At 57.3% G+C, this 22,301-nt stretch carries 19 protein-coding genes; 17 read left to right on the top strand and 2 right to left on the bottom strand.

Translation table 11 applies throughout. The annotated features are described in order from the left end of the window. Window positions 1–62: 62 nt before the first annotated feature. Together LGH74_RS23895 and LGH74_RS23890 are read right to left on the bottom strand one after the other, a co-directional pair. Window positions 63–548, bottom strand: a complete 486-nt coding sequence (locus LGH74_RS23895; RefSeq protein ID WP_226180543.1) for a hypothetical protein — start codon at window positions 546–548, stop codon at window positions 63–65. Beyond that, complete coding sequence (locus LGH74_RS23890) at window positions 548–1,315, bottom strand: ParA family protein (RefSeq protein ID WP_226180541.1); 768 nt, start codon at window positions 1,313–1,315, stop codon at window positions 548–550. The genes LGH74_RS23895 and LGH74_RS23890 overlap by 1 nt, the downstream gene beginning before the upstream one ends. 953 nt (window positions 1,316–2,268) lie before the next feature. Here LGH74_RS23890 and LGH74_RS23885 point away from each other — a divergent pair. From LGH74_RS23885 to LGH74_RS23805, 17 genes are all read left to right on the top strand, one after another. Beyond that, on the top strand, window positions 2,269–2,784 hold the full coding sequence (locus LGH74_RS23885; protein WP_226180539.1) for a BfmA/BtgA family mobilization protein: 516 nt from the start codon (window positions 2,269–2,271) through the stop codon (window positions 2,782–2,784). A 50-nt stretch (window positions 2,785–2,834) separates the two neighbouring features. Further along, complete coding sequence (locus tag LGH74_RS23880; protein ID WP_226180537.1) at window positions 2,835–3,869, top strand: DUF5712 family protein; 1,035 nt, start codon at window positions 2,835–2,837, stop codon at window positions 3,867–3,869. A 38-nt stretch (window positions 3,870–3,907) separates the two neighbouring features. After that, the gene (locus tag LGH74_RS23875; RefSeq protein ID WP_226180535.1) at window positions 3,908–6,166 is read left to right on the top strand and encodes a TraM recognition domain-containing protein; all 2,259 of its coding nucleotides are present in this window, start codon (window positions 3,908–3,910) and stop codon (window positions 6,164–6,166) included. 79 nt (window positions 6,167–6,245) lie between these two features. After that, window positions 6,246–6,518 (top strand): antitoxin VbhA family protein, encoded by a 273-nt coding sequence (locus tag LGH74_RS23870; RefSeq protein ID WP_226180533.1) that lies wholly within the window; start codon window positions 6,246–6,248, stop codon window positions 6,516–6,518. Continuing rightward, on the top strand, window positions 6,518–7,897 hold the full coding sequence (locus LGH74_RS23865; protein ID WP_226180531.1) for a Fic/DOC family protein: 1,380 nt from the start codon (window positions 6,518–6,520) through the stop codon (window positions 7,895–7,897). The genes LGH74_RS23870 and LGH74_RS23865 overlap by 1 nt, the downstream gene beginning before the upstream one ends. 168 nt (window positions 7,898–8,065) lie before the next feature. After that, window positions 8,066–9,595: a phospholipase D-like domain-containing protein gene (locus tag LGH74_RS23860; protein ID WP_226180529.1), complete on the top strand. Its 1,530-nt coding sequence runs from the start codon at window positions 8,066–8,068 to the stop codon at window positions 9,593–9,595. Window positions 9,596–9,775: 180 nt separating this feature from the next. Beyond that, on the top strand, window positions 9,776–10,360 hold the full coding sequence (locus LGH74_RS23855) for a restriction endonuclease subunit S (protein ID WP_226180527.1): 585 nt from the start codon (window positions 9,776–9,778) through the stop codon (window positions 10,358–10,360). Between the two features lie 14 nt (window positions 10,361–10,374). Next, entirely contained in the window at window positions 10,375–10,671 is a 297-nt protein-coding gene (locus LGH74_RS23850; RefSeq protein WP_226180525.1) for a hypothetical protein, read from the top strand. A gap of 85 nt (window positions 10,672–10,756) precedes the next feature. Further along, entirely contained in the window at window positions 10,757–12,283 is a 1,527-nt protein-coding gene (locus LGH74_RS23845; RefSeq protein ID WP_226180523.1) for a type I restriction-modification system subunit M, read from the top strand. 2 nt (window positions 12,284–12,285) lie between these two features. Further along, complete coding sequence (locus LGH74_RS23840; RefSeq protein WP_226180522.1) at window positions 12,286–13,569, top strand: restriction endonuclease subunit S; 1,284 nt, start codon at window positions 12,286–12,288, stop codon at window positions 13,567–13,569. Between the two features lie 139 nt (window positions 13,570–13,708). Beyond that, on the top strand, window positions 13,709–14,617 hold the full coding sequence (locus tag LGH74_RS23835; protein ID WP_226180520.1) for an AlbA family DNA-binding domain-containing protein: 909 nt from the start codon (window positions 13,709–13,711) through the stop codon (window positions 14,615–14,617). 427 nt (window positions 14,618–15,044) lie between these two features. Continuing rightward, window positions 15,045–16,043: a hypothetical protein gene (locus tag LGH74_RS23830; protein ID WP_226180518.1), complete on the top strand. Its 999-nt coding sequence runs from the start codon at window positions 15,045–15,047 to the stop codon at window positions 16,041–16,043. Window positions 16,044–16,081: 38 nt separating this feature from the next. Continuing rightward, window positions 16,082–16,675, top strand: a complete 594-nt coding sequence (locus tag LGH74_RS23825; protein WP_226180516.1) for a hypothetical protein — start codon at window positions 16,082–16,084, stop codon at window positions 16,673–16,675. 12 nt (window positions 16,676–16,687) lie between these two features. Next, window positions 16,688–17,542: a hypothetical protein gene (locus LGH74_RS23820; RefSeq protein ID WP_226180514.1), complete on the top strand. Its 855-nt coding sequence runs from the start codon at window positions 16,688–16,690 to the stop codon at window positions 17,540–17,542. A 174-nt stretch (window positions 17,543–17,716) separates the two neighbouring features. Then, complete coding sequence (locus tag LGH74_RS23815) at window positions 17,717–20,956, top strand: type I restriction endonuclease subunit R (protein ID WP_226180512.1); 3,240 nt, start codon at window positions 17,717–17,719, stop codon at window positions 20,954–20,956. Next, window positions 20,953–21,666, top strand: a complete 714-nt coding sequence (locus LGH74_RS23810; RefSeq protein ID WP_226180511.1) for a M48 family metallopeptidase — start codon at window positions 20,953–20,955, stop codon at window positions 21,664–21,666. Before LGH74_RS23815 ends, LGH74_RS23810 begins: the two co-directional genes overlap by 4 nt. 43 nt (window positions 21,667–21,709) lie before the next feature. Further along, entirely contained in the window at window positions 21,710–22,297 is a 588-nt protein-coding gene (locus tag LGH74_RS23805; RefSeq protein ID WP_226180509.1) for a hypothetical protein, read from the top strand. The last annotated feature ends 4 nt before the right edge of the window (window positions 22,298–22,301 follow it).

Genomic DNA, 22,301 nt, shown 5'->3' with positions numbered 1-22,301 from the left:
CTTCCCCCCTACCCTGCCGTTCTTGCACCGCAGAAACTACTTGGGACAAATCAGAGACTCTACTACTTTGCGGGTGGCAGTTTCCCTGTTTTGCGCAAGTAAGCGTCGAAGTGCCGGTGGGCGGCTTCGAGGTAATTCTTGATGGTCGTGGGCGTGTCCGGGCCGGGCGTGGCCAGCAGCAGGCTCATCTTAATCTCCTGTACCACGGATTTGGCGATTTGGACCGTGTGCAGCGGCACTTCGGCCTCCGGCGCAGGCGCAGCTGCCGCGGCGGGCTTACGGCCCCGTGTAGAAGCTCGTACGGGTGCAGCAGCCGGAACTGCTGGAGCAGCGGCGACTGATGCAGGTGCATCCACCGGAGCGGGCGCTGGTGCTGGGGCAACCGGAGCAGCTACTGCGGCCGGGGCTGCGATGGGCTCTACCGGTGCGGGCGGCGCAGTGGCCGTGCGGGTGGCCTCCCCTCCCATTCCGGCCCGGGCCTGCTGGCGGGCTTCTTCGGGCACTTCAATGCGGCGGCGCGGGGTGATTTGTGGTTTCTCGAAGCCCATTATTTCGCGGAGGTTGAAGCGGTGGATACAGAAGCGGCCGCCGTGGCGCGGCGGTCGGGCAGGCCCAGGCGCTCGATGAGCTCCTCGCACACGCGGCGGATTTCGTCGCTGGTGTCCTTGGTGCCGCCGGCGTAGCGGGCCCAGGCCGGGTTGAGCAGGCTGTAGAGCGTCGAGGCCCGGGTGTAGGCCTTGCGGTGGCCCAGGTAAGAGTTGAAGCGCGAGAGGCCCAGCCCGTCGATGTAGTCGTCCATCTCCTTTTCCTCCCGCTGCCCCGCCACGCGCTTGGTGGGCAGGCCGTAGTACTGAAAGTCAATCTGGGCGTCGTCGGCCGCTTTCTTGATGGCCTCCAGGATGGTCATAAACTCGGCCGTGGAGGCCCGGTCCAGGTAATCCGACACCAGGGGCACAATCACCGCGTCGCAGGCCGTCAGGGCGTTGAACACGTCGTCGCCGTCGGCCCGGCCGGGCACGTCGATGATGATGAGGTCGTAGGTGTGCTCGGGGTTGTCAATGAAGTCGAAAATCCGGTTCAGTTGCCACGGGTACACGTCGTAGGGGTACTGGGCGTCGGGGTTGGCTTCGCGCAGCTTGGCGAAGTTGGCCGCGTCCACCTGCTCGCGAGTCTTGACGATGCTCTGCTGGTAGTCGCAGTCGAGCACGGCGATGCGCAGGCCGTACTCGGTGGCCAATGGGGCGGCCAGCACGAGAGCCAGGGTGGATTTTCCGGAGCCCCCCTTCTGGGTGGCAAAGCTGATAACCTTGGACATAGTTGGTGCGGGGTTGAGGGCGTGAGTAGCGGCTGGTCACGAGGACCAGCGGGACAGTGGGCCAAAAGTAATAGAAAAGCAGAAACGCAGAACACCACTTTTGCGGAAAAGCAGAAATGTTGTTATGCAGGAACACAGAAAACCACTTCTGTTAATCAGTTATTCAGCATAAGTACAAAGCAACAGAAAAACAGAAATGCAAAACAACATTACAGCAGATTAACAGAAAGGTTGTTCTGCAGAACTGTGTAGTTGCAGAATGGTGAATCTGCAGTCAGCCTCAGTAGATGGTGTCTTGCCAAGCAACAGAAATGCAGAAGAACAGAATTGCATAAAAGCAGAAAGTGCAAGCCCAAGCTGTATGCTGTCATACTTGTGTAGTTGCAGAAAAACAGAACAACAGAAAAGCAGAAGCTCATTACTGCTGCCGCTGTACTGCTGAGTATTTAGTTTGCCTGTAGCAACAGAAATACAGAATTGCAGAACTACAGGAGGTAGGTGCCGACTTGAAAACCCTGATGGGTGGCACTGGAAAGCCATTTCGAAGGTGGGAAAGCTCTAACCTGACGCCAAATCAGTGCGCGTAACCAGTTGACGAAGCAACAAGCAGCGGTCCAATCCCAAAGCCAGCAGAGCACGAAAGAACAGGGCAGTAGGGAAAAAAGCGGCAACTGCTAACACCAAGGCGGAAAGCTGCGTACTAGCTTCTCACTAATTTTTTGCTAACCATAGAATAGTCTCAGCAAGGCGGAAAGCTGCGTACTAGCTTCTCACTAATTTTTTGCTAACCATAGAATAGTCTCAGCAAGAAGAACAACCCAATCCCACGGATAACGCCTTGGTATTGAGTAGTTTATAAATCAGCAGAGCTGATTTGTGGACCATGGGAAGGTAAGTAGCTGATTTAAAGCATGAAAAATGGTCCACAAGGCCGCTAAACTCTAAATAACACGATGAGCACGGAGCTACGCAAGCGGGTCACCCTGGACAATAATGCCCACCGGAAAGCCGAAGCGGCTGCGGCGGAAGTCGGCGCCAGCTTGGGCGTATATGCCAGCGCGGCCGTGGAATACTTTGCCACCCGGGGCTTGGACCCCCGCGAGACGGAGGCCCGCGAGGGGCAGCTCATCATGCAGCAGATAAAGAAGCTCGGGGACCGTGTATTCGGGTTTATGCAGGAGCAGGAGCGCACGCTGCTCACGGCCATGCTGGAGGAGATGCTGCGCACTCGCATCACGTTGGAGCGGGTGCTGCGCCTGAATGAAATCCTGGTGGGCAACATCAATGCGCAGCTGGAAACGCTCAGCGAGGCGCAGCTGCAACGGCAGCAGCAGGCCCTACAGCTGCTGCGCCAGCGCAACGAGGAAGCGGTAGAAAAGCAGGTAAAAGAAGCCCTGGAAGCAGCCCAAAAAGCAGGGCCCGGCAAGCGCAGCAAGCCGGTCGAAGCGACGTCAGGGCAGGGGCAATAGGGGAGAAAAAGCGCCCATCTTATGCGAGCAAAACACCTATTTACTCTCGGATGTATGTCAAATTAATTAACCCCAAAACGCACGGCAAAGCCGCCTATACCAACACGGGCAGCAGCGCGCAGACGCTCCAATACCTGCAGCACGAAGCGGTAGGGGAGGGGCGGGAAGCCACGTTTTTCAGCGCCGACGCGGACGAGCTGTGCGCCGCGCAGGTGCAGCAATCCATCGACACCAACGTCAAAGGCCTGCGAGCCGGCGAGGCTAAATTCTACTCCCTGGTGCTGAGCCCGAGCGAGCAGGAGCTGGCCCACATCGGCAGCGACCCCGAAAAGCTCAGGGCCTACACCCGCCAGGTGATGCAGCAATACGCGCAGAACTTTACCCTGCCCGGCGGCCGGCAGCTGAGCAGCCCGGACATCGTGTGGGGCGCCGTGCTCCACCAGGACCGCACCCACCGGGGCACGGACCCCGAAGTACTGGCCGGCACGGCCAAAGTAGGGGAGAAGCGGCAGGGCCTGCAGGCCCACGTGCACGTCATCGTGAGCGCCCGCGACGCGGAGCAGAAGATTACCCTCAACCCCGGCGGTCGCCGGCAGCGGTTTGATTTGATGCGCTGGCAGGCCGCGGCGGGCCGGCAGTTCGAGCGGCAGTTTGGCTACGTGGCCCAGGAGCACGAGAAGCTGCGGCCCAAGGCCACGCGGGAGCGGGACACTACCCACGACGCGAGCCGGCTGGAGAAGATTGCCGAACGCGTGGCGCGCATCAACCTGCTGGTGCCCCGCGAGCAGCACCTAGTGCCCGAGAAAGTGCAGGGCATTGCCGTGGCCCGGGAGTTTGACAAGACCTTTTACCGGATGCTGGCCCGGGTCGAGGAACGGGCCCGCGACGGCCGACCCATTGACAACGCCCTGCAGCTGCTGCGCACGGGGCGGGAGCAGGCCGCTGCCCCGCAGCGTCAGGCCGCTACTGCCCTGCACGCAGTGCAGCACCTGGTACGCCGTAGCCAGGTCGGCCAGGACCAGCGCACCGAGCACGTGGCCGAGAAGCCCGGACGCCGCAGCGCGGAGCTGGACATTGAGATGTAAGCCCCGGCCAGTAATCAATTCCCTATTTCTACTCCCCTATGACCAGTTTACCCCCTCGGCCGGCGGCCCAGTCCCAATCTATCGGCCTGCTCATCGGCCTGCTGCTGCTGGCCTTGCTGGCCGGCGAATGGTACGTGCTGCAGCACCCGGCGGAGCTAGCGGCGGCCCGCGCCGCCCAGCACCAGGCAGGGCAGGCGCCCACGCTAACCCCCGGCCAGCGCCTGGCGGCCCGCCTAGCTGTCATCAACCAGCAGCGAGCCGAGGCCCGCCGGGCCCGGCTGCAGCGGCATGCCGCGCCGGTGGTAGGCAAACAGGCCGCCGAGCTGACCACGGCCACGAGCCGGGCCGGCGACCAGGTGGTGAGCAGGGGAGGGGCCGCCGCGTTGCATGTGGCCACCGCCGGGCAGGGATTCAAGGGCAAGCTGCTGGTCAAGGCGGGCCGGCTCTATGAAGCGGCCGGCATCTTCCTGCGGGCGCTGGTGCTGCTCGCGGCCGGGGTGCTGGTATTTGTGCTGCCCGCGCCCGAGCGCAAACCCGGCGGCCCGGCCCGACGCAAGCCGCTGCGGCCCGAGGCCGTACGCGTCGTCGTGGCCAGCTGCGCGGGCCTGTTTCTGCTGAGCGCCTACGTGCTGCTGACCATGGCTTCCTACTCGCCGCGATTTATCCGGGTGGGCTACCCCGTCGCGGTGACGGTGGCGCTGGCCAGCGGCTTTGTGGTGGGGCTATCGCGGGCCGCGACCAAAAGCCCGGAGTTTGGGTTGAGCGTGGAGCGCAAGAAGCTGGAGACGCCGGACGGGTTCAACCTGCCCACGGAAGGGGGCGGTTGGGTGAACGTACCCAATCCCTACCGCGGCGTGCTGGTGCTCGGCGGCGCCGGGGCGGGCAAGACCTACTCCATCGGGGAGCCGGTTATTGAGCAGCTGGCGGCGAAGAACTTTGCCGGGCTCATCTACGACTTTAAGTTTCCGGTGCTGGCCGAAGTGGCCCAGAAGGCGCTGGAGCTGGCCGGGCGCCGGCAGAGCCCGCCGCGGCTGCTGCCCAGTGGGGAGCCCGAGCCGGCCGTGGTGCTGCACGTCATCAACTTCCGCGACCTGCAGCGCAGCGAGCGGGTGAACCCGCTGCGGGCCGAGGACATGCCGGTGGTGGCCTTTGCCGAGGAATACTCGCGGGCCATCATCAACAACCTCAACCCGGCCAGCATCCGCAAGATGGAGTTCTTCGACATCAGCGCCGTGGCCTACCTGACGGGCATCATCTGGTTTTACAAAAAGCACTTCCCGCGCTACTGTACCATTCCGCACGTCGTGGCCACGGCCATCCACAAAGACTTTAAGCACGTGCTCTCGATGCTGGAAACCGACCCGGAGTGCGCCGGCATGGTGCGCAGCATCGTGACGGCCGTCGAGCAGCGGGCTGAAAAGCAGGTGGCTGCCGTGGTAGGCACGCTGCAGGTGATTCTCAACCGCATCAACTCCCCGGAAATCGTCTGGGTGCTCACGCCCGACGAGGCGAAAGGGGAGGGGTTCTCGCTGAACCTGAACGACCCGAAGCAGCCAGCCCTGCTCTGCATCGGCAATGACCCCACGCTGAAGGAAACCTTCTCGCCGGTGGTCAGCTGCATCATCACGGTGGCCATCAAGCTCATGAACCAGCAGCACAAGCACCGCAGCTACGTGTTCCTCGATGAGGCCGCGACGGTGTACGTGCCGGGGCTGGAGCTGCTGCCGGCCACGGCCCGCAGCAACAAGGTGGCCACCATCTACATGACCCAGGACCTGGCTCAAATGACCGACGCCTATGGGCCTGAAAAGATGAAGGTTATGGTGAGCAACCTTAACAACCAGTTCTTCGGCAAGGTCAACTCGCTCGACACGGCCAAGTTCATTTCCGAGCTCGTGGGCCGCGAGGACAAGCAGATGCACAGCACCAGCACCGGCAAAAGCCAGGGCGGGGGAGGGGGCCACGGCAGCCATAGCTCTAACCTGAGCACCAGCTACCAGGAGCGCAACCTGGTGCGGGTGCAGGACGCCATCAGCCTGCAGCAGGGCGAGTTTATCGGTCAGACCGTGGAAACCGAGCGCACCTTCTTCCAGGGCGTCATCTCCCGCGCTGACGCCACCCAGGAGCGGTTTCCGCTGCATCCCGTGGCCACGTTCGGGGCCAGCGAAGAAAATAGTGCCGCCAAGCTCTCAGTCGTGGTGCAGGAGAACTACCGGAGGGTCAGCCAGCAGGTAAAAGAAACCCTGGCCCTGCATGTAAACACCTTAGCAGGAGGCACAAAGAGTGAGGTGGATTAGCCTCGAAAACCCCGAAAAAAGCGACGTTTAGGCCCTTTTTGCTGTTAAGTAAGTACCCATCATCCATACTTCAATCCTCATGATGAACTCCTTTTTCACGCCCGCCCCGGCCGGCCTCACCCCCGAACAGCTGACTGCCCGCCAGGAGCGCGAGCGGCACGCCAATAACTCCATTGCCATCCTGATGAGCAACGGCCCCGCGCCCAGCCCGGCGGCTCTGGCCATCATGCAGCGGCACGTGGACGGCGAGATAAGCATCGAGGAGGCTATTGAGCTGACCGACGCCATGCTGCTGGCCCGCTACCGGCCGGGAGCAGGCTCCGATGCCTCCGAGCCTAACCCCGCGCGCTGATGGTAGCCGGCGACCGATTCAGCGACGAGAAGGGGGTACGGATAAACCGGCTGGGCATTACCGACCCCCAGCAGCTGGCCCAGGCCGAAACCGACTCCTCGCTGCTGCGCCTGCAGCGGCTCAATGTGCAGGGCGGCATCCCCGGCGGGCGCTACGACCATGCCCACCTCAAGCAGGTGCACCAGAAGCTGTTTGAGGGGGTTTACCAATGGGCCGGCGAAACCCGGGCCGACCGGGAGTTCCAGGGGCACAAGCCCACGTACGTCACCGGGTTTAAAGAGACTATGACCTACGCTCCCTACAAGGAGATTGAGTTGCGCCTGAATGCCATCGGCGAGCAGTTGGGCAAGGAGAATAACCTCAAGGGGCTGTCGGAGGAAAAGTTTGCCGAGCGCGCCGCCTACTACCTCGACCAGTACAACCACACCCACGCCTTTCGGGACGGCAACGGACGCACGCTGCAGGCCACGTTTGTGCAGCTGGGCAAGGAAGCCGGCTACCAGGTTGACTTTGCCCGCATCGACCCGGCTACGCTGAATCGGGCCCGTGACCTGGCGATGGTGCGCCCGCACGAACCCCAGGAAGCGGAGAAAAACCTGCAGGCACTCAAAGCCATGTTTGAGCAGGTAATCAGCCCGGCGCCGGGCGTCGAAGCCGAGAAGCTGCGCGACCCGAGCCAGGCGCGGCCACTGGCAGCCTTATCCCCGCAGATGCAAGCCATGGATGCCCGGCGCGAGCTGGAGGTGACGGGCTATCGGGTGATGGATATTGTGGCGAACATGCCCGGCGCTGGCAACTATGAGAAGGGCGTAGAGGTGGGGAAGGGGGTAGAGGCGACCAATCTGGACCCTGGAGCTATTCAGACCCATCTGAGGCAGTTTCAGCAGGCTGCGGAGAAGATTATTAAGCATCCCGCGTTGCAGGGGCCGGATGCCAGGCAGGACCAGACGGATGCTAGGCGGTTTCTTGCGGCGGCTGAGCAGGTTAGCGAAATGACGATTGGCAAATTCGTGGTAAATGAGAATCAGTATCGCTCAGTACCGGTGCTTAAGACGCATGAAGAAGCGCAAGCAATGTTCAAGGTGGCGGCCATGCAGATTGCTCAAAAACTGCGAGAGAATAACCAAGAGTTCGCTGCCGCTCGGTTAGAGGAGGTAACCAAACACGTAGATAGGACGCCTTACTTAGGAGGGTTGAACCGTGAGAATGTTGGCAAGGCTGTAGAGGTTGCGAACAAAATTTCAGAACTAGGCGACAGCCGGTTGCTTGTCGAGCTAAAAGACGCCGTCAGCATACTTGAAAAGTCACCTCTTCATGCAGAACGTACTGGCGGGAGGGCGGCGGTAAGCAGACCGCGCTCAGAAGGATTTGAACGATAGTATTAAATATTAGCCATGGTCTTTGTGGTAGAAAACTAGGAGCATAGGCCTCTATCGGTGTGGCATATAATCAAATAAAACGCAAGAGTTTGCGGAGGTAAAATGCGGAGAAAGTAGGAAAATAAATGCCGTAGTTTCGGGATTCCGTTTACCAAAACTCTTCCCATCTTGGACCTATCCCTGCTACCTGCTAATCCGTATAAGCGCTCTATTATCCAGCAGCTCAATAGCTCTCTTCAGCACGCCGAGGCTTTATACGCTTCCGTTTGCTTCTGGAGTATCGGGCCAGGTGTGGTTAGCCACGACTTGGAAAGGGTCTTGGCCCAGCCGGGCTCGTTTTGCATAGCCGACATTCATTCCCCCACCAACGTTGACAAGCTGGCTCAGTTTTACGAGTTGGGCGTCACCAAGCTATATCTTTTTTTCAAGGAAATTCAGCCCAAGAAGCTGGATGCGTACTTACAGCGCCATCTACTCCACACCAAAATGCTGCTTATCGACCTGCCCGATAACAAAGCAGAGTTGTGGGTGGGCAGCCACAATTTCACCAAGCAAGCGCTAAAAGGGGTCAACCGCGAGGCTACCCTGGTGCTGCCTTGTTTTAAGGACGATGTACTTTATACGCAGGCGCAGCGATATTTCAGCAGCATCCTGCAAGACCCTGATTGTCGCCAGTTCGACCCCAATCTGCTTGATACCTACAAGGAACTGCAGGGGCTGCCCAAGGACGAGGTGGAGTCCGGCCCCTACTTCATGCCATTGGCCTGGGATTCCAACGAGATGACCACTCTGGCGCAGCATCTCATTCTGCTGGCCGGCGCCGATGCTCAGGAGTTGAATCAATTCAAGCTCATAGATAACGACAAGAACCAATTAGCTATTCGCGCCCATGACCTGGCGGGTGGACCCGTCCGTTATTTCTCAGCTGCTCTACACATGCAGGGAAGCATTTTTCCTGATGACCCTGGTTCCTACGATATCCGGCTTGGCCAGCGCCACCTCGCTGTGCGCAATGGCACCCAGTTACCATTTGTAGCTCCGTTGGAGGAGGAGCACTCCCGCGAGACTTTACGTAAGTTTCGTTATCACGTCTCCATTCGCATCCTCGACGAACTGCCCCAAGATTTGCAATTCGCCGACGATAAGGCCCCAGCTGAAGCCAAATGGCGGGCCGACGAAGAAACCAATAAGATGCTGGCTCAGGCTGGGATGCGTACCGACTATTATGGGGCTGACCGGCCGCTGTACCGGGCAGTGCAAATCGCAGCCCCAATTCAGTGGGATTCCACTCTGCACGATGTAGCCCCTTTTGATGCCAATAACCGAGTAGCGCCCTCACCTGCAGCAGACGATATTTCAAATAGTAGGGAGCCTTATGTATCCACTACCCCAGATAATGCCACCCGCGTATCGCGCTGGCTTGAACGAGCCCGCCAACGCCGCTACCGCTCCGCACCCACTGAGCCCAAAGGCCTGCATGTAGAATTTTTTCACCAGCACGCTCAGAAGCATTTGCCATCGGCCTTTGCTTCGCTTGATGAAGAATTCCTCCCCGCCAATCTCCCAGCTCTCCGCGCCGATTTCGAGCAACCCCTCCGCGAGGTGTACTACCGCGAAGACGCCCAGCAGCTACAGGCTCCTGACTCCACGCAGGGCCCGCAGGTGCGCAAGCTACTCAAGCGGTATCGCCTGCGTTGACTAATGCGCTAATATTAAACCTGTTACCCATTATGGTTAATCCGTGTCTGCGCACTAAGCCATGATTGGATTGTAGAAGGCGCACAAAGAATTCTATTTTGTAGGCAAATACAGAAGATATTTATTGGTTGGTAACGGAACGTGCATTACTTTTGTAGCGTACTACAGAAGATAATATTCGTGTTCACCCTCTCCGAAATCACTTCAACTTTCTTGGGAAGCTACGAGAAGCCGGTGGAAGAAGGCCCCTTGCCTCTGCTACTTCCCAGCGACCTCGATAGCACTGGACGTCGGATAACCCAAACCCCCACCCGGTTTGCCTCCGCCACACCCGCTACCGAACGAGCTCAGCTGCACCCCGGCGATGTGCTGCTGCCTGCCAAAGGCGGCCGCTACGCCGCCACACTGGTCACCGACGAGCTGGCGGGCTACGTGGCCTCCTCCGGCTTCTTCGTCCTGCGGCCCAATCCTGAAGTAGTACCGGCCTATCTGGCCGCCTACCTCAACCATCCTCAAACGCAACGCCGCCTTCAGGGCATCACCAACGCCAGCACTACCGTCCCTGTCCTCAACAAAGCCGCCCTGCTGGCCACCACCATCGACCTGCCCCCGCTCTCCATCCAGCACAGCTTGGCCAGCCTCCACCAGCTCTGGCTTCATGAGCAGCAGCTCACCGAGCGCCTTTTGCAGCAGAAGGCACTTCTCTATCAGCAGGCTTTCCAGGATGCCATCCACGCTGCCACCGGCTCCTTTCTCACCGCTTAACCTACTCGTTGACCATGAACGCACTTATCACCTACGACATCACCATCCGTCATACAGAGGTAAAATCGGCAATGCAAACCAAAGGATATGCAGATGCCTGGTCTTCCGGTAACCAGAATTATTATCTGCCCAACACGTCGTTTTGGAAGACGGGTACTACTCCGCAAACTGCGCTGGCCGACATGCAGCAAGTCATCCAGGCGCTGAATTCTAATCAGTCCGCAAACAGGCAGATTCGCCTGGAGCGTTGCGTAGCCGTCGAATGGGACAAATGGTCGGCCATTCCTGGCGACCCGCACCGTCAGTCCTAATCATTCCCCCCAGAAAACTACCCGCGCCTTCTCGGCTCCCCTCTCCATTGGAGGGGGGCAGGGGGTGAGGCCAACCCGCTAGAACATGACCCCAGAACAACCCACCACCACGCCCCGCGTCTCCCAGGCAGAAATCAACAACATCCTCTGGCGCGCCTGCGACACCCTGCGCGGTACCGTCGACCCCACCCAGTACAAAGACTACATCCTCACGCTGCTTTTCGTGAAGTATCTCAGCGATGTGTGGAAAGACCACCACGCCGCCTACCTCACCAAGTACCAGGGCGACGAAGCCCGCGCCGCCCGCGCCATGCAGCTGGAGCGCTTTCAGGTGCCCGAGCACTGTGCTTTCGACTACCTCTACCAGCAGCGCAACGCCGACAACATCGGTGAGCTCATCAACATCGCCCTCGACGACCTCGAAACCGCCAACCGCGGCAAGCTGACCGATGTGTTCCGCAACATCGACTTCAACTCCGAGCCCAACCTGGGCCAGACCCGGGAGCGGAACACCCGCCTCAAGCTGCTGCTCCAGGACTTCGCCGACCCGCGCCTTGACCTGCGCCCTTCCGTGGTAGGCGGTGAAGACGTCATCGGCAATGCCTACGAATACCTCATTTCCCGCTTCGCCGCTGATGCCGGCAAGAAGGGCGGCGAGTTCTACACCCCTGGCGAAGTAGCCGAACTGTTGGCCCGCCTGCTCAACCCCCAGCCCGGCGCCCGCATCTGCGACCCCACCTGCGGCTCCGGCTCCCTGCTCATCAAGATGGCCCGCCAGGTGGGCTCGCAAAACGTGTCTATCTACGGCCAGGAAATCAACGGTTCGACCTACGCGCTGTGCCGCATGAACATGTTCCTGCACGGCCTCGACGATGCCCAGATTGAGTGGGGGGACACCCTGCGTAACCCCCGCCTGCTCGACGGCGAAAACCTGCGCCGCTACGACGTGGTAGCCGCCAACCCGCCCTTCTCCCTCGACAAGTGGGGCCATGACGAAGCCGGCCTCGACCGCCACGGCCGCTTCTACCGCGGCCTGCCGCCCAAGAGCAAGGGCGACTACGCCTTCATTCTGCACATGATTGAAACAACCCTCGACGGCCACGGCCAGGCCGGCGTCATCGTGCCCCACGGCGTACTGTTCCGGGGCGGCACCGAGGGCAAGATTCGCCAGCGCCTCATCGAAGAAAATCTGCTCGATGCCGTCATCGGCCTGCCCGGTAATCTCTTCTTCGGTACTGGCATTCCGGCCGCTATCCTGCTCTTTCGCCGAGGCCGTATCACCAACGATGTGCTTTTCATCGATGCCAGCCGCGACTTCGACGCTGGCAAAAACCAGAACCGCCTCGGTGAGGCCCACATGGCTCGTGTGGTGGCCGCATACCGCCGCTACGAAACCGAGGAGCGTTACGCCCAGCGCGTAACCCCGGCCCAGCTGCTCGAAAACGACTATAGCCTCAACATTCCGCGCTACGTGGATACCCAGGAGGCCGAATCGGTCATTAGCCTTATAGAAACCCAGCAGGAAATCACCCGACTGGAAGGCGAGCTGGCCGCCGTGCGTGACCAGGTGCATACCTACCTGCGCGAGTTGGGTATTAATGTGGAGGCGTAAGCATGGAGACGATGGATATAACAACTACGTCGGCTGCCGCACCGAAGCCGGGATACAAGCTGACACGCTTCGGGTGGATTCCTGAAGAGTGGGAAGTGATGAAGCTAAGCGACGTTACCTCAAAGGTCACTGTAGGTATAGCCAGCGCGGCAACTCATGCCTACCGTAATACCGGTATAATCTTGCTGCGCAACCTCAATATAAAGGAAGGCTATCTGGATACCAGTGACTTGCTTTTTATCGACGAAGAATACGAGCATTCATTCAGAAACAAGCGGCTCCGTGTCGGCGACATTCTAACTGTCCGTACCGGCTATCCGGGAATATCGGCTGTAGTTACAAAAGAGTTTGAAAACGCTCAAAGCTTCACTACGCTCATATCCAGGCCGAAACCGTCTTTGGTAGATAGTGATTACCTGTGCTACCTCATCAATTCGGAACTAGGGAAAGAATTTGTCAGCAACGGGCAAGCCGGCGGCGGCCAGAAAAATATTAATGCTGGCACCCTCACTCATTTCACATTTCCGCTACCCACAAAGTCAGAGCAGACCCTTATCGTGTCTTTTCTGAAGCAGTGGGAAAAGTATGAAAAAGGGCTAACCGATTTGATTGAGGCTAAGCACAAATACAAGCGTGGACTGATGCAGCAGCTGCTCACGGGCCAGCGACGGTTTCCCGAGTTCCAGGAGCAGCCGTGGCGTGAGATGAAGCTGGGCAACATCCTGCAAGAAGTGAGTCGGGATATCGTGTGGGACGATGACGAATTATATAACCTAGTTAGTGTGCGTCGTCGTTCAGGTGGCCTATACTTTCGAGAAAGTCTACACGGGCATCAGATTCTTACTAAAGGCTTGAAAGATGTACATGCCGGAGACTTTCTGATTTCGAAAATGCAAGTGGTTCACGGTGCATTGGGACTGGCAACAGAAGAGTTTGAGGGTATGAAAGTGTCCGGCTCGTATATCTCGCTTGTCAGCAAGAGCGAAGACGAACTACTAATTGAGTTCTTCAACTACCTATCCCATCTGCCACAGCTCTATAACATAGCGCTGCTAGCTAGTCATGGCGTGCACATCGAGAAGATGACCTTCAATCTGCGGGACTACTTCAAGCACTCTGTGCCAATCCCCCCATCGGTTCAGGAACAACGCAAAATTGTTCAGACAATCGAAGCACTGAACCAGGAAATTGAACTGCTCCAGGCCCAACTCCGGCAGTGGCAGCAGCAGAAAAAGGGCCTGATGCAGCAGCTGCTCACGGGCCAGCTGCGGGTGCCGCATAACTGATTCGAAGTTTCCTTTTAACGTGGTGGAATTCCACCATGTTAACCGGTCATGCTAGGCTTGCCAAAGCATCTCCACCGCTTTGGTAGGCCTGAGTACATGGTCTACCTAATTGAACCCTCCCTAGTACAATGAGCGCTGTATGATTAATATACACGATGACGAGTGGCTTGCCGATTTCTTTCGTCTGAACAATCATGGGCGCCTTATTCGTCGCGAGTCGGTGACCACCGAGTTCAAGCGGGAGTTTGATTGGAATACCAAAGAAAGCCGCGCCAAGTATGCCAAATCCATGGCAGCCTTTGCCAATAACCGGGGCGGCTGCTTAGTCTTCGGGGTTAAAGACACACCGCACGAAGTGTTGGGCGTGTCCAACTTCGTAGCTGTTGATGACTCGGTAATCACCACATACTTAAACGAGCTATTCTCGCCCTATATAGAATATGAGCGCGCAGAATATGAGGTAGACGGCAAAACGCTGGGTATCATTTGGGTGAAGGAAAGCCAAACCAAGCCTGTTGTCTGCACAAAGGATTCTGCGGCTACGTTCGGAGCGGATATATACTTTCGCTACGGGGCTAAGTCTGAGAAAATTAAAGCTGGTGATTTGGTCAATATCATCAACCAAGTACGGGAGGATGAAACCCGGAAATGGCGTAACATCTTCGAGAAGTGCGCTACCATTGGAGTCGACAATATTGGCTTCCTGAACAAAAAAACTGGCGAGATTAAGTCAAACGCCAACACCTTTATTCTGGATGAGGCTCTACTTAGCCAAATTCAGATAGTAGATAGGTATTCGGAGCGTGCCGAGGGTTCTCCCACTCTACGCATCATTGGCGAAATACCAGAAGTAGCCCGTGTTATTACCAGGTCCAAGCCGCTGTATGAAGAAGACTTGCTTAAAGCCTTCAGCACAGGTAATCTGGAAGCTGCACCTCAGGATTATATTAAGGCAATCGTGCATGGCAATACAGTTAATGTCCCGGTTTATTTCCTTTTCCAGGCCATGCAGCTAGATATACAGCAAGCTATTCAACCCATACGCTAGGAGGTACGCCCCAAGCCGAAAAGCGCAAGGAATATTTTGAGCTTATAGTAGGCTCGCAGCCAGTTGAAATAGGTAGTGTAGATGATGCGTCCCGAGTAGCAGAATGCCTGTACTCCTTAAGAGGCGATGTTTACTCGCATAGCCATTGTCTTCCAATTATGGAGCAGCTACGTGCCTACCATATGGCAATGAAACCAAATCAGCGGTATGCCATGCGTGGTGCATTGACCTACTTAGATGCTCTACATTTCAGGCCGCAGATTGACCCTGCATATACCTGCCTGTCCTAAAAGATGAGAAACGTCGTGAGCATCTGCGCCGGACGTTTTCTAATCTGTTCACTCGCACGGCAGGGTCAGACTTGAGGCAATGATATGCGGAAACGAAAACAAATTTTGTAATACCATCCAAGCTAACTAATAACACAATGCCTACACTGACTTATGCTTCTGCTGGATTCAATACCGCTAAGTATCCGAGATGTACCAGCGAAAACACAGTTATTGTCTATTGGAGCAATCTGGTTTGGGCCGCCATTACAGCGGGCAAGGCAGGTGCAAGCGAGATTAACCAGCACAAGGAGTATTCGCGCCACGAGCGCCTGATGCGCTTGCACATGATTAAAATGAACTGGAAGGAGTCGGCAAAAGGGGAGTTTCAGCAAACCGATTTGTATAAGGCGCTCGATGGTAGCGAAAAGACCGCCATTTCTTATTTCATGGGGCTCACAATGGCTAAATATTTATCCGGCCATTGCTTAACTGTTCCTTGGGTACTGCACTACGATAGCTACCTAAAAAGTCATGGCCAGAAGCTGAAGGGTACTCGGCCTGACCTTATCGGTATGAATCCTCAAAAAGAGTGGTTCGTCTTGGAGGCGAAAGGCCGGAGTAATGCAATTGAAAGCGGTTTGATGGAAAGCGCCCTTGAGCAAGCCTGCCGAGCCCAGCCTATAAATATCAAGAATTATGTTCCAATAGCCTGCATTTCCTATACAAAGGGAGCAGGCATTCTACATGCAACTTGGGAAGACCCTGAAGGTGAGTCAAACGACGAAGGATATACCATCGACCCACTAGATTTCCTTCAGCACTACTATGAGCCACTTCGTAGCCTTATTGATAGCAATAGTCAAGGTGCAGAGGTCGAAACTCATGGCAATCGGGAATACATTACCCGTTACTTTCCAGACTTGGACGTAAGAATCGGTCTACTAAATGAAATAGATAGTTATTTCTTAGAGCAATCAGGTTGGTACGCAGTACTTACAGAGAGACTGCCAAAGCTGCGAAGAATACTTGGTCAGGAACCGGTAGAAAATGGCAGGGATAGGTTTATTGGCCCAGACGGCGTACTCATCTGGCTAGGAACTACTTGGAGTGCGGAGAATATGCTGAAAGAGCCCAGCCAGCGCAGCTTTAGCTAATACTCGCCAATCTTATTTCCCCATCCTTCCACCTGATTATGGCCCAGTCTGTCTCCCTCTCCCTTACCAACTTCCTGAACTTCGTCACCAAAACCGGCATCCAGAAGCTGCGCTTTGTGGAGCAGTTGAAACGTGATGAGCAGTTCGATTTCTATGGTCCGGTCCGCGACCATGTTAAGCAAGTGCACAAAAACGATAAGCCCAAAAAGGAGCTTGAAAGTGTACTGCAAGGCTTGACTAATAAGCAGAAGGCGAAGTGCTACCCACCCGTGGTGAAAGGTTACCAAAAATTCTGGGGCCGTAAGAAGCTAGAGTGGATTCAGCCACCCAAAACCATCTGGCAACATGCCGACATCGTGGTAAACGTAGCACCCGAGTTGGGCCTCGTTATTGATGGTGAAGTGCACGTGCTTAAGCTGTATTTCCGCCAGGAACGCCTTACCAAGGAACGTGTCTGTTCTATCAATCATCTGCTTGAGCAGCAACTCCGTGCTAAGCTTACACCCGAAGTGCAGTTAGGCATATTGGACATTCACCGCTCCAAATTTCTGCCTGCCGTTGCCAATCCCGATTACCAACACCTACTGGAAGTCGAAGCCGAAATGTTTCGCCGCTACTGGGACAAACCCTAATTCCTCACAGCCATGATTTACGCAGACGAAAAAAACCGCGACGTTCTTTACCGCCATATCACCCGTCTAATCGATGGGATTGATGGTGTTGGCCTTCAGTTTAAGCAAGTAAGTTTGATTCAGCAAACCTACTTGGATTTGCTTCGCCGGATAAGGTGTAACCTCATTGGTGTCGCAGTTCAGTTGGCACAGTGGCCAGCAGAGCCAGAACTCAAGGTGCCCATTTCGCTCGTGATGCGAACTTGTCTGACAGATGCTATTACAGGCCTGTATCTGGCCAGTTTCCATCAGCACGAAGAGTCTTTCCGAAATGAGCTTCACCTTCTTGACCGACCATATATTAGCTATCTAAATTTCGTGGCCGATAATTTGAATCTTGAACGGCCAGGTGAAGACCCGGCAGTAGTTCAGCAAGAAGCGCAGGAGTTACGAGATGAGATGCATCGCAAAGGGCAACACATGTTTATAGCTGACCCTAAAACAGGTTCGCTTGTCCCTAAAAAGCCTGGCCAACTGAGGGCCACAAGCGACTTAACACTTTTCAAGGACCCTAAAGCCGTGGATAGACCGCTAACCGAAAGCGACATGTTCCACCAGATAAATGCATTAAACGCGACTCAGCATTTGTCTTATTTATACCGTCTGCAGAGGGACTTATCTCAACAACATCATTATTGCCCTGCAAACCGTGATACAATCCAGTTTGATGGAGCATATTTCTGCGCCCAGTGGTTCAAATCACTGGTGTTTGTGCAAGAAATAGCAGGGATGCTGGCTAACTTGTTAGGGACGGACCAAGAGTTAATTAAACCCTTAAAGCAGAATCAAGCCGAACTTATTGACTATCTGTCGGGGCATAACGAGTAGCTGTAACGCGGCTTAAAATAAGAAAAACGACTGGCTTCAAGGCCGAACGATTCCTGGGTTCCTTCAAACTGCAGAATGAGACTCGCCGCAAAAGCAATTAAAATTCACTCGTCCGCTACCCACGTCTGGCTCCCTCTTCCCAGAGAGGGCGAAGAGGCGCACCGTCCGAACCTTATGCCTGCATCCGCTACCCCCAACCTGCGCGAAGACCACGCTTCCCAACTCCCGGCCCTCTTGTGGCTGCAGAAGCTCGGCTACACCTACTTAGCCCCCGCGCAGGCATTAGCCGCCCGTGGCGGGCGTACTGAAAGCGTCCTCCTCGAAACGGTGCTGCGCGCTCAGCTCGCTCGCCTCAACGCCGTGCGCCACCGCGGCCAGGAGCAGCCCTTTTCCGACGACAACCTTTCCGCCGCCATCCAGGCCCTGCGCGACCTGCCCGGCCCCCTGGGGTTTGGCCCCGCCGCCAGGGCTGCCTACGACCTGCTCACCCTCGGCAAAAGCTTCGAGCAGGTTGTCGACGGCGACCGGAAAAGTTTTTCCCTGCGCTACATCGACTGGCAGCAGCCCGCCAACAACGTCTTCCACGTTACCAGTGAGTTTTCGGTGCAGCGCTCCGGCCTACCCGATACCTACCGCCCCGACGTGGTGCTTTTCGTCAACGGCATTCCTCTGGCCGTGCTCGAGTGCAAGCGCGCTGCTGCCGGCCTGCTCGACCAGGCCATTGCCCAGCACCTGCGCCAGCAAACCGAAGACGGCATTCGCCCGCTCTACATCTGGTCGCAGCTGCTGCTTGTGGCCGACGGCGACCAAGCCCGCTATGCCACCACCGCCACCCCAACCGAGTTCTGGGCTGTCTGGCGCGAGCAACACCCCAACCCCGAGGCTCAGGCCGCTTGGGAGCAACAGCTTCTCACCCTCAAAAACCAGCCTCTGCGCCCTGAGCAGGAAGCGGTCCTCTTCAGCGGAGACTTCACCTACGCCCAGGCCCACTTTCGCCAGCTCCAGGCTGCCCCCCAGCTACCTACTGGCCAGGACCGCGCCCTCTGGAGCCTCTGTCAGCCGCAACGCCTGCTCGACCTGGCTTTCCACTTCGTGCTTTACGAAGACGGCCTCAAGAAAATAGCCCGCTACCAGCAGTTCTTCGGCGTGCGCGCCACCCTCGAGCGGGTGCAGCAGCGCGACTCCGATGGCCGCCGCCTCGGCGGCGTACTCTGGCACACCCAGGGCTCCGGCAAGTCGCTTACCATGGTTATGTTGGCCCAGCTGCTGGCCACTGACCCGCGCCTGCCCGGCTCCCGCATTCTGTTGGTGACCGACCGCACCGACCTTGACGAGCAGATTGAGGGCACATTCATCAAGTGCGGCAAGCTGCCCAAGCGCGCCCGCTCCGGCAAGCACCTGCGACAGCTCCTGCACGACCCGCGTGCCGAAGTCATCACCACCCTCATCAACAAGTTCGACAAAGCAGTCAAGCATCTCGACGTACCCCTCGACGATGATAACATCTTCGTGCTTGTCGACGAAGGCCACCGCTCTCAGTATGGTTCCCTGCACGCGCGCATGCGCCAGGTATTGCCCAAAGCCTGCTTCCTAGCCTTCACGGGCACGCCGCTACTTAAGCGCGAGAAAAGTACCGCCGCCCGCTTCGGCGGCCTCATCGACCCGTCCTATACTATCCGCCAGGCCGTCGAAGACAAAGCCGTGGTACCGCTGCTCTACGAAGGCCGCCACGCCGCTCAAACTGTCAATGCCCGTCCCCTCGACCGGTTTTTTGATGTTGTCACCGAGCCCCTCACCGACTACCAGCGTGCCGACCTCAAGCACAAGGTCAGTCGCGCCGAACCCCTGAACGAAGCCGAGCAGAAAATTCAGGAAATAGCCCTCGACATCAGCCAGCATTTCAGCTCCACCTGGGCTGGCACCGGCCTCAAAGGCCAGCTCGTCACCGGCTCCAAAAAAGCAGCCCTTAAGTACAAAGCAGCCCTTGACATGTTGGGCCGGGTGTCATCAGAAGTCCTCATCTCCGGCCCCGATGAGCGCGAGGGTACCGACGATGCCTACGCCACCGAGTCCACCGACCCCATTGTGCGATTCTGGAAGCGCATGATGGACCTGCACGGTTCGCCCGAGCAGTATCAGAAAAACGTCATTAATGCCTTCAAATACCAAGACAAGCCCGAAATAATCATCGTCGTTGATAAGCTGCTTACCGGTTTCGATGCCCCCCGCAACACCGTCCTCTACCTCACCCGCGGCTTGCGCGAACATACCTTGCTCCAGGCCATTGCCCGCGTCAACCGCGTGCACCCTGGCAAAGACTTCGGCTATATCATCGACTACTACGGCAACCTCCAGCAGCTCGATTCTGCCTTGAACACCTACTCCAGCCTCGACGGCTTCGACGAAGCCGACCTGGCCGACACGCTTGCACATGTGCGTGGGCAGGTAGATGAGTTGCCCCAGCGCCACGCGGCACTTTGGGACCTGTTTCGCGCAGTCCCCAACCGTTACGACGCCGAAGCTTATCAGCTGCTATTGGCTGATGCGGCCGTTCGCCATGACTTCTACGAGAAGGTGTCCGTTTATGCGCGCTTACTGCGCCTGGCCCTTTCCACACTGGAATTCACGCAGCGTAACCCGCCGGCCAAAGTCGAACAATACCGCCACGATGGTGCCTTTTTCCTCAAGTTGCGTGAGCAGGCTAAGCAGCGCTACGCCGACACAGTTGATTACAAACAGTACGAAGCCCAGGTGCAGAAGCTCATCGACACGCACATCAGCACTGAGGAAATCATTCGCCTCACTCAGCTGGTCAACATTTTCGACGAGCAGCACTTTGCCGAAGTAGTGGCCGAAGCCGGCACGCCCGCTGCCAAGGCCGATACCATTGCTCATCGGACCGCCCGCACCATCACCGAGAAGATGGACGAAGACCCGACCCTTTTCCGCCGCCTGTCCGAGCTTATCGAAGAAACCATTGCTGATTACCGCGCCCGCCGCATCTCTGAGGCCGAGTACCTGCAGCGGGCCCGCGATGTGCAGCAACAGGTGCTACGCCACCGCACTGCCCCGGACACTCCCGCTGCCCTCCAGGGCCGCCCCGCCGCTCAGGCCTTCTACGGCCTCACCGAAGAAGCCCTCCGCCAGACCACTGGCATCGATGCAGCCACGCTTCGCGAAGTAGCTATTCACGCAGGCCTTCACCTCGACGACTTACTCCGCAGCCATTTGCTCGACCAAGACCGCCCTATTGTCGACTGGCCCAACAAAGACTCGCTTGTTAACGCCGCCCGCCTAGCCCTTGACGACTACCTCTTCGACCTGAATGCCCGCGAAAGCCTCGGCCTGTCCTTAGAAGCCATCGACCGCCTCCTCGACCAAGTATTTGCCGTTGCCCGCCGCCAGTACGCATGAGTGTTACTGAGTCCTCCATCACTTATGGCAGCCACGAGCTGGCCTTCACGGTAGAGGTACGCCCGCGCCGCACCCTCAGCATCTCCGTCCACCCCGACCAGCGCGTGCATGTCCTTTCGCCGCCCGACGTGCCTTTCGCACAGATTCAGGCCCGCGTTACCCGCCGCGCCGCTTGGATTCTGCGCCAGCAGGCCTACTTCCAGCAGTTCCGCCCCTCCACACCGGCCCGCCGCTACGTCAGCGGCGAAACCCACCTCTACCTGGGCCGCCAGTACCGCCTCCGCCTCGAAGAGGCCCTAAAATCTCAGGTCAAGCTTATCCGCGGCCGCCTAGTGGTACACACGCCCCGCCCCGCCGACGCCGAACACACTGCCCAACTGCTGCGCCAGTGGTACCAGCAGCATGCCGCCGAGCAGTTCCAGGCCGTTCTGCAGCAGTGCCTTCCGCTGCTCAGCGAGTATCAGTTCCCTATGCCCACTCTTCACCAGCGCTACCTCCAAAAGCGCTGGGGCAGCTGCAGCCCCGCCGGCCGCATCACCCTCAACACCGACCTCATTCGCGCCGACAAAAGCTCCATTGCCTACGTCATCCTGCACGAGCTCTGCCACCTCATTGAGCCCAATCACTCCCGCCGTTTCTACCGTCTCCTTGCTAAAATCCTACCCGACTGGGAACGCCGGAAGGAGAAGCTAGAGAAAGCACTGAGCTAAGGCCTTACTTTATCCATCCATATTACACTAACCTTTTCCCCCAATGCTTGAGTCTCTGGCGCACATAGCCACTATCCTGGGTGCCGTTGGGCTTTTGTTTGCGCTGCTGACCTGGCAGGGCTCCCGCAAGAGCTTTCACCATGCTGTCATTACGAATTGTACCACTCGTTTTCAAAAGCTAAGCTCAAAGCTAGGCCAGCTCCCGCTCACCACCGAAACGGTGCAACAATATCTGGAGCTGTGTAACGAAGAGCTTTTCTATTTTGAAAGCGACTTTTTGCCCCAGCCTATAATCGACGAATGGCTCGATGGGATGCTCAGTTTCATATCCCTCCGCCGTGAAGATGATGAATCGCTTTTTCAACTCCCACAAGTTTCTGCGCAGCCTGACACCGACCTTTCGCCCCCTTTTTCTGCCGAACAATATCTACTTTTGAAGAACTTCCCTCGACTTTACTACGCTTTCCGGCTGACTCTGCAAGCAGAGAAAGTCATTATCGGCGTACAACGAAAATATGGTCCTGATGCTGCCCGTGCCCAAATGGTATTGACAGTTATTGATAACCTTCATTCCTATAAGGAGCAGCCCTTTCTTAAACATTTACACCGCACTAGGGCTGAAGCCTGGTAGTAAT

Source organism: Hymenobacter lucidus (assembly GCF_020447265.1).
GTDB classification, from domain to species: Bacteria; Bacteroidota; Bacteroidia; order Cytophagales; family Hymenobacteraceae; genus Hymenobacter; species Hymenobacter lucidus.
Note: the sequence above shows the minus strand (reverse complement) of the source record. Positions and strands in the feature narration are given on the sequence as shown.